The sequence below is a fragment of the Halomonas sp. Cn5-12 genome, assembly GCF_021532545.1.
Taxonomy (GTDB): Bacteria; Pseudomonadota; Gammaproteobacteria; order Pseudomonadales; family Halomonadaceae; genus Vreelandella; species Vreelandella aquamarina.
Genome location: NZ_JAKGAY010000058.1, coordinates 1 through 8,019 on the forward strand (window position 1 = coordinate 1; position 8,019 = coordinate 8,019).

Genomic DNA, 8,019 nt, shown 5'->3' on the forward strand with positions numbered 1-8,019 from the left:
GCTGTTCAGCTAACGGTTCCCGCTATCAGGGTCCGTAGGGGACTTTCACCCCCAAGTCATCCGGCCAACCACCACGGCGGACCGGATAGCGCCTAATTGGCGCTGCGCGCCATGCCTGGCGCACCATGATAAATATATCTCTTATTTATAACTACTTCCAAAACCAATTTACGAATAGCAGCGACATAGAAACTTCTTTAAAAACCTCCGTTCAACTAAATTGATATCTATATGTTTATAAATGTCATTTCTGGCTAGCCACATACCACTCATCCTTGGCTAGCTTCAGGCCGAACTCATATGCCGAATAAGCAAACAGAAAGGTGGCTGGCGCCGAGAATTCAGAAATCGAAGGGATATGAATGGTAACAATGCCAATTACCGCAGCACCAACCCAGGCTATCAGACCGCATGGATTGACAGCTGGAATATAGGCATTATTCAGCTCAACATGCCCATTGAATCGGTCCTTGTAGGTTTTAGACAAAATATGAGACAGTGCAATTCCGACCCAGGCAACGACAAACACGCCTTGATATGCTAAAGCTTGAAGTATATATGAGAAAACATCTGCCATCATCAATGTATAAGCGATCACACCAATCACACAGCCTGCCACTACCTTTGGCATCTTCACACCTGTCACCTTACGTATGAACGACTCAAAGTTGACAGTGGCAAGATAGAAGTTGGCCGTATTGATTCGACTCTGGGTTACCCACACTAAAAGAAGTCCACCAACCCCCATCAGCTCAAGCAGGCCCAGCACAATGGATGCCTCAGAAAGCCCATCGGTCGGGATCATGGAATCCAGCAGAACCCCTACGATACCGCTGAATAGGAAGGTCATGATATAGAATGGGATACCAAAAGTGATTTTGGCATGAAACTCAGAATCCTCCTTTCGACCAAACCGCGCATAGTCGAAAGTGAACATCATCAAGACCCAGACACCCATATAGTAGGCAAAAGTATGTAACCACCCCCAAGGTGAAGCCCCACCCTCGGGAACACGCGTTAGCCAACCGGATGGATAACCAAACTCAGAAATGGCCATTCCCACAGCGATTATCATTCCAACCACATAAACCGGAAGAAGCACGCCGTTAAACTTATCCAACCAGTGCTGAACACTACCAAATATCAGCGCGACACCCAACACTACCACAATTGCCGTTGCTACAGTCATGGACAAGCTGCCACTCCACTCGGAAAGAACAAGCGCCATGACATAGCCTTCGAAGACCGCATAATATAGCGCCGTAGCAAAAAATATTAGAGTAGCTACAACGGCCCCGAAATGGCCAAAGAGAATTTTGGAAAAAAGTGAAACAGTCAGACCTGTCCTCATCGAATAGCGACTGATAATACCATTTATTAAACCGTAAGCTAAAACAGTTAGCACAATACCAATAAGAGCATTAGTCGTTCCGTAAGAGCGAGCCATGGCCGCGGCTACTACCACGTAAAAAACGGCGCTACACACAGCCCACCATGCCATCATCAGGTTGGCACGCGGCATCCTCCCTTCATCGGGAACTGGTTGGTCTGAATAATCGAGGTCTGACACCTCTTTTTCGCTGCTTTTCATTTCGTTATCCTTTGTTTTTATATTTACAAATATTTAAACTCAAGAACTTCCTGAATTTTATATAAAACCATTTAGAGAGCGCAGCGTTTTTGTTATCACCTCCTTCATGTCTTAGGGACGGACAATACACACAATAGGCAGTGTGAACAGAAAGCGTTTGGCGCATGGTGCACTGTCGCTTGGCATCACGTGCACTGCCAGCCTCTTCCTGCATTTGATAGTTTGCTGCAGCGGGCGCTGTACCCCATGGCTTGTCGACTGCATTCATTTCTAGCCGGTCGGCAGCGCCTCTCACATGAAGAGCTCCGCTCTCATATTGGGCGGCCAGAAGCGGTTTGCCGAGGGCTGACCTTTCCCCTGGTTTGGGTCCGTTATCAATGTGAGGACCGCTGCTTCATGCGCACCGCTCGGCATACGCTACAGGTGCCAAATAGCCCAGTGAGTTGTGCGGTCTGACGTGGTTGTAGTGGGTTCTCCATTGCGTGATTGCGTGTCGTGCATCCGCCAGGCTCAGGAACCAGTGCTGGTTAAGTCAGCCGTCCCGGAACTTGCCGTTGAAGCTTTCGATGAACGCATTCTGCGTCGGCTTGCCCGGCTGGATGAAGGCCAGCGTCACGTTCCGCTCACGCGCCCAGAAGAACATGGCCTTGCTGGTCAGCTCCGGCCCGTTATCGCAGACAATCGAGGCTGGCAGCGGGCGTTGCTGCGCAGCCTCATCCAGAAACTGGGCCAAGCGTCGGCCGGTAATGGACGTGTCCACCAACTGGCCGTCACACTCTCGGCTGAAATCGTCCACGATGTTCAGCACACGAAAGCGACGCCCCCGAGGCCAGCTGGTCCGATACGAAGTCCATCGACCAACGCTGGTTGGGGCGGTCCGGCAGTGGAATCGGTGCCCTCGGCCGGATCATCCGCTTGCGCCGCCGGGTCCGAACCTGAAGGCCATACTCGAGTACAGCCGGTAGGTACGCTTGCGATTGATCCCATGACAGGAACGAGATAGCGTGAATCGGCATGCTGACCAGGCGATAGCAGGAAGCTCAGGGGCACGCCGTTGGTATCGCAAACCAGGTGGATCTTGGTCGTCAGGCCGCCTCGGCTTCGCCCAAGGGCATGGTCTAACGGCTCCTGAGAGCCCCCTATTTACCGTCGCCAGCGGCAGAGCGAGTCGCTCGAATCGAGGTGGAATCGGCCATCCAGGTATCGAGGTCCATATAGCCTTCCCGCAGCTTCAGGTGAAGGCGTGACAGGATACGTTCGAGCGTGCCGTCATCTCGCCACTGGCGAAAGCGCTGATAGATCGTTTTCCACGGGCCGAAGCGCTCGGGCAGATCCCGCCATTTGGCGCCGGAACAGAGGATCCAGAAGATGCCGTTGAGCAACTGTCGGTCATCGCGCCGTGGACGTCCACGCCCAGCGGGCGTGTCAGGCGAAACGATATCTTCAATCAATGCCCAGCCCTGATCGGAAATCTCGTAACGTCCTGCCATGACTACACCTCCAAGCCTGATGGAGGAAAGGCTAGCAAGACATCTTTTTCAGACAAAGCGTAGTTGTTTGGTCCCGTGAAGTAATGGTTCGGGTCGTCATAAAACTTCTCGGGCTCTTTCTGCCATTGCTCAAGGATAAATCCTATCAGTGTTTTGCCCTTGAGCGCCCTGAGTGGCCGGGCATTGTTATAGGCCCATAGGTAATCCTCCAAGTGGGATTGGAGCTGACTCAGCGAGGTGTAATGGAACGCTCGGGTCGTTGCCTCCTTGATGGTGCGGTTCATTCGTTCCACCTGTCCGTTGGTCCAGGGGTGGAAGGGCTTCGTCAGGCGATGCTCGATGCCGTGGCGGTAACAGACAACATCGAAGATATGCGGCTTGTAGGCTTCTGTCCCGGCCTTCTTCGCGAACTGTACCCCGTAGTACCTACGGAACAACCTGGCTAGAGGCAGCCATCGTGGCCTAAGAGGTCCTTGTATTACCCTCATCACAACAAGGAGACCGACGATGACTGCCTCTCCTCAGCTTATGCCAGATACCGTTTGTGTCGCGATCGATATCGCTAAGCGTTACCACGATGTGTTGATTCGCTGGCCAATGGCCGTGAAAAGGTGCTTGAAATGCCCAACACGCGTGTTGGGCACGATGACCTGATTCTGTACCTGACGCAGCAGAAAGCCCCGGTGCGGGTCGTTCTGGAGCCCACGGCGGATTTTATCGGCCCCTGGCCTATCGGCTGGCACAGGCGGGGATACCGGTGCACCTCGCCTCATCCCTGGCAGGGGCTCGGGTTCGAGAGGCACTGTATACCTCCTGGGACAAGCACGACCGCAAGGATGCGCGTGTCCTGATGTATCTGCTGACCCAAGGCATGACGCAACCTTTTCATGATCCCCTCCGTGAGGGGTACTTCGACCTCCAGGAGATCTCGAATACCTACCAACAGATCGCTCGGGCCCGAACACGCTGTCATCATAGCCTGGTCAACCACTACCTGGCGTTGTACTTCCCGGAGATGGAACGTTATCTCAGCGCGTCCCGGGCCCATTGGTTCTGTCATTTCCTGCTGGCGTTTCCCACACCGGCCAGCATTACTGCATTGAGTCGCGAGGCGTTTGTCGAGGCTGCCTGGGAGAGCGTAGGGCGCAAGGTGGCGAAACAGCAGTTTCTGGAGGGTATCCATGAGATGGCTCAGTCCAGCATGGGCCTGCCAGTCGCGCCGGATTCTCCGGCAGTGCATAGTTTCCTGCTCCAGGTGAGGCATTACCTCTCACTGACAGAGCAACGTCAGGCTTTGGAGGCGATGGCAACGACCTGTTTGAGAGATAACCAGGATTTCGCTCGGCTTCAGACGCTCCCCGGCGTGGGCCCGATCATTGCCTTGATGATCCTGGCGGAGAGCGGGGATCTCCGGCGTTTTTCGCACCACCGCCAATATTTGAAGTTTTGCGGCTTCAACCTCGCAGCGTCACAGAGCGGCAACACCTGTAGTCGTTATCGCCTGGCCAAACGTGGCAATTCCCGGCTGCGGTATGCCTACTGGCTCGCGGCTACGGTTGCCATCCGGATGCGAGACAACAGCTTTCGCACGAAATTCGACCGCTACATCGGGATAGATCCCTCCAACGGCGACCTTCGACGGAAAGCACTAACGGCCGTGGCGGTCAAGATGGCACGGGTGGCCCATGCCCTGGTCAAGCATGAAGCCGACTATCGCGGCTATCATGAGTACTGCATTCCTGGCGGTGGGACTTCTTTACCAAGCCGTAGGGCCGCAAGGACCCCGTAGATAATGGTTGAGCCCGCCCGCCAGGATGCCATGAGCCTCTGTTAAGCCCTGTCGAGCCGAGCCCTTTGGTTCGGACTCCTGTCACTATGGTGAGCCACCGATCCGGATATGGCGGGCTGCCAGGAATGAGTTGCCTTGCTGATGTCTGAGCTATGCTGACATCGGCAAGGATCTTTTTGTCCATGATGCCACTTCAACCGCAGGTAGCCCGTTATCTGTCAACACCGTATGGGCGCGGTAAGGCAGGGCCTGCAGTGTGTCTTCGAGGAAGTCAGCAGCGATCTGCCTCGTCATCTTCCGGTACAACTGTGCATGAACAAACTTGGAGGTTCGATCCACGGCGACGAACAAGTAGGCCTTGCCCTCGCCGGTGCGGATTTCACTGATATCGATGTGCAGGTAGCCAATCGGGTAACGCTTGAACGGCTTCTTCTCGCGTTTCTGGCCGCCAGTCTTGGGAAGCTGACTGATCCCGTGTCGCTGATAAAGCCGATGCAGGCTCGATCGGGTAAGCGAAGGGATCTCTCGCTGAAGCGCATGAAGGCAGTCATCGAGAGGCAGCAGGGTCTTTTGCCGGAAGGTGACGGCCGCAGCTTCCTCCAAGGGCGTCAGCGACGTGGAGCGAGCCGCCTTGGGGCCCATGCGAGTATCCTCGACGCTATCCCGACTACGCCACTTGCGCACAGTTTTTGGACTGATGCCGTAGCGACGACTCAACGTCACGACCGAATCTGTCGATCGCTGTATTTCTGCTCGGATGGCGTGCGTGGTCGTGGCGCGTTTATGAAGAATCTGAGCCATGAATCATCCTCCGACAATGGCTGGTAGGATAGACCATTACTCTTCGGGACCACACACGTAGTGTCGACGCCGGCCCCGGTGCTATTAATGCCGGCTACAGCATTACCGTTGCCGACCTTGATATGGCTTATGAGAATGGTGAGATCTCTAGCTGTAAGAGGCCGGATGATAGATTAAGCCGTAGGAGCTATCCTCTGGAGTTATCGTCAAATCTGGTGTATAGCAGTCAGGCCGCATTCCTGTCTGACTGATCGGTCACCTGCTCTCCATCCTGGAAACTTGACGTTGTTGACGACCAGTTCCAGCTTCTGGAAGTGCTTGATGCGCCTCCAGCGCTTCTGAGCGCTCTGGAGCAGCTTGAAGACCATCGCCAGGGTCGTCGCCTGGGAGCCGCAGTTCCGGCTCCGCTTGGTCCTCAGGCGGACCGTGGCGATGGTCGACTCGATCGGGTTGGTGGTGCGGATATGCACCCAGTGCTCTGCCGGGTAGTCGTAGAACGCCAGCAGCTCGTCCCGATCCTTGGCCAGGCATGCCATGGCCCTGGGGTACTTGGCCTCGAAGCGTTTCAGGGTGCGATCGAAGGCCCGATGGGCTGTTTCGCGCGTCTCAGCCATCCAGATCTCGTGAAGATCGGCCTTGACCTTGGGTTGTACCGACTTTGGCAGCTTGTTCAGCACATTAGCCGACTTGTGGACCCAGCAGCGCTGATGGTCAGTTTCCGGGTAAATCTTGCTCAATGCCGCCCAGAACCCCATGGCACCGCCGCCTACCGCCAGCTTGGGAGCCGTGGTCAGGCCGCGCTCTCGCAGGCCCGTCAGCAGCGTCTCCCAGCTGGCCGCCGACTCGCGGAAGCCATCCTCGACGGCCACCAGTTCCTTGCGGCCATGCTCGGTGACGCCGATGATCACCAGCAAGCACAGGCGGTCATCCATGCGGACGTTGCTGTAGATTCCGTCGGCCCACCAGTAGACGTAGCGCCGGTTGGTCAGGTCCCGCTGCCGCCACTCGGTATGCTCGTCTTCCCACTGCTTCTTGAGCCGTGACACCGTGTTGGCCGACAGGCCCTTAGCCTGGTCGCCCAGCAGCGCCGCCAGGGTCTCCTGGTAGTCGCCGGTGGAAATCCCCTTCAGGTAGAGCCAGGGGCCAAATGACTGGCGATGGACCGGATCGAGTGGGTGGCTCGTATCAGCATAATGGCGGCTCGGTCTTCAGCGGTGAGGTGACAATAGTAATGGGTCATGGCAATACCGTACCTGATGGATCAGGTGTTGCACTTCGTCATTGAGACCGCCGAGGTTTGGAAAAAAGTTTTGTGTTGATGGCAATATTCGCAATTGGATATGTCAGAAATCGCTTTTTACAAGGCTTTAATAGAATAGCCTTTCAACTTAGATTCTGATTGACAAGATGATAGCTGGCTAATTAAAGCCGCGCTCCGTGAGGATTTTTTCTATGATTGGGATGGGTGTCATCAAGTGCTCATACATTCTTTTGCTCGCTTTTGATGCATCGCGAGACAATATGATTTCAATTAGCTCTGCATGTTCCTGCCGTTTCTTTTCAAGAGCATCTTCCGAGAAGACTGTATGGCACAGCCATAGATGACGATAACGCTCTGCTTGATCAAACAGGGAGTCACGAGTTTGAAGGAGGTATGGCGATTGGCAGCCTGACGCAATGGATGCATGAAAGGATTTATGACGTAAATCCCAGACATCAAGCATTTCATCTGAATTTCTAACTTTCGTTACTTTAGACAATGTATGTGATTTAGCTAAGATATCTGCTTCCCACTCATCTCCGCCCCGGGCTATGGCTAGTTCTAATATTATCCCTTCAACATGAGCTCGTGCCTCATAGATATCACGCAATTCTTGTATAGACATACTAGCTACACGATACCCCCGCTGGCTAATTGCCACGACAAGTCGTTCGCTGACTAACTGTGACAACGCTTCGCGTAGGGGACCTACGCCGAGATCATAGCGCGACTTCAATCGATTCATCAGCAGCTTTTCACCAGGCGTGTAAGTACCTCGGATGATGTCATGCTTCAGCCTTTGGTAGCCAAGAATGCCCGAGTTTGGGCGTGAGCCGGTAGGCGTCATGTCGCAATTCCTCGTGAATATCAATCAATTATAGCTCATGTGCCTCGCGGGTAAAAATACATTACAAAAAAGAATATCCTCTCCATTCATGGAAAATATTGACGTAAGATAGAACCTGAATCCGTGAAGCCGGCGCCGACACTTTCCCTATCACCGCCAGCGAGCACTTTTTGATCATTCGCCCCGTGCAAGTTGGCTTTCGCAAGCCCGTTATTGCCAAAACCCACCGTGCTGATCGGT

General features: G+C 54.1%; 4 protein-coding genes and 4 pseudogenes. 1 reads left to right on the forward strand and 7 read right to left on the reverse strand.

Annotated features, from left to right (window positions below; all coding sequences use genetic code 11):
• Positions 1 to 244: 244 nt before the first annotated feature.
• The 4 genes and pseudogenes from L1249_RS16900 to L1249_RS17750 form a co-directional block, all read right to left on the reverse strand.
• Positions 245 to 1,591 (reverse strand): purine-cytosine permease family protein, encoded by a 1,347-nt coding sequence (locus L1249_RS16900; protein ID WP_230835125.1) that lies wholly within the window; start codon positions 1,589 to 1,591, stop codon positions 245 to 247.
• 394 nt (positions 1,592 to 1,985) lie between these two features.
• Positions 1,986 to 2,405 (reverse strand): annotated as a pseudogene (locus L1249_RS16905) (integrase core domain-containing protein); the annotation flags it as partial.
• Positions 2,406 to 2,599: 194 nt separating this feature from the next.
• Positions 2,600 to 3,081: pseudogene (locus L1249_RS16910) on the reverse strand (IS5 family transposase); the annotation flags it as partial.
• A 2-nt stretch (positions 3,082 to 3,083) separates the two neighbouring features.
• Positions 3,084 to 3,569, reverse strand: a complete 486-nt coding sequence (locus tag L1249_RS17750; protein ID WP_390623271.1) for an integrase core domain-containing protein — start codon at positions 3,567 to 3,569, stop codon at positions 3,084 to 3,086.
• 19 nt (positions 3,570 to 3,588) lie between these two features.
• Between L1249_RS17750 and L1249_RS16920 the strand changes: the two are divergent.
• Positions 3,589 to 4,870 (forward strand): annotated as a pseudogene (locus L1249_RS16920) (IS110 family transposase).
• 150 nt (positions 4,871 to 5,020) lie between these two features.
• Here the strand turns inward: L1249_RS16920 and L1249_RS16925 are convergent.
• The 3 genes and pseudogenes from L1249_RS16925 to csiR all read right to left on the reverse strand — a co-directional run bounded on the left by L1249_RS16925 (position 5,021) and on the right by csiR (position 7,779).
• On the reverse strand, positions 5,021 to 5,671 hold the full coding sequence (locus L1249_RS16925) for a DDE-type integrase/transposase/recombinase (RefSeq protein ID WP_328284150.1): 651 nt from the start codon (positions 5,669 to 5,671) through the stop codon (positions 5,021 to 5,023).
• Between the two features lie 226 nt (positions 5,672 to 5,897).
• Positions 5,898 to 6,813: pseudogene (locus tag L1249_RS16930) on the reverse strand (IS256 family transposase); the annotation flags it as partial.
• A 276-nt stretch (positions 6,814 to 7,089) separates the two neighbouring features.
• Positions 7,090 to 7,779, reverse strand: a complete 690-nt coding sequence (gene csiR / locus L1249_RS16935; protein WP_054641711.1) for a DNA-binding transcriptional regulator CsiR — start codon at positions 7,777 to 7,779, stop codon at positions 7,090 to 7,092.
• Positions 7,780 to 8,019 lie beyond the last annotated feature (240 nt).

Coding starts and splice junctions, on each gene's coding strand:
- L1249_RS16900 (WP_230835125.1), bottom strand. CDS start 1,591: ATGAAAAGCAGCGAAAAAGAGGTGTCAGACCTCGATTATTCAGACCAA.
- L1249_RS17750 (WP_390623271.1), bottom strand. CDS start 3,569: ATGAGGGTAATACAAGGACCTCTTAGGCCACGATGGCTGCCTCTAGCC.
- L1249_RS16925 (WP_328284150.1), bottom strand. CDS start 5,671: ATGGCTCAGATTCTTCATAAACGCGCCACGACCACGCACGCCATCCGA.
- csiR (WP_054641711.1), bottom strand. CDS start 7,779: ATGACGCCTACCGGCTCACGCCCAAACTCGGGCATTCTTGGCTACCAA.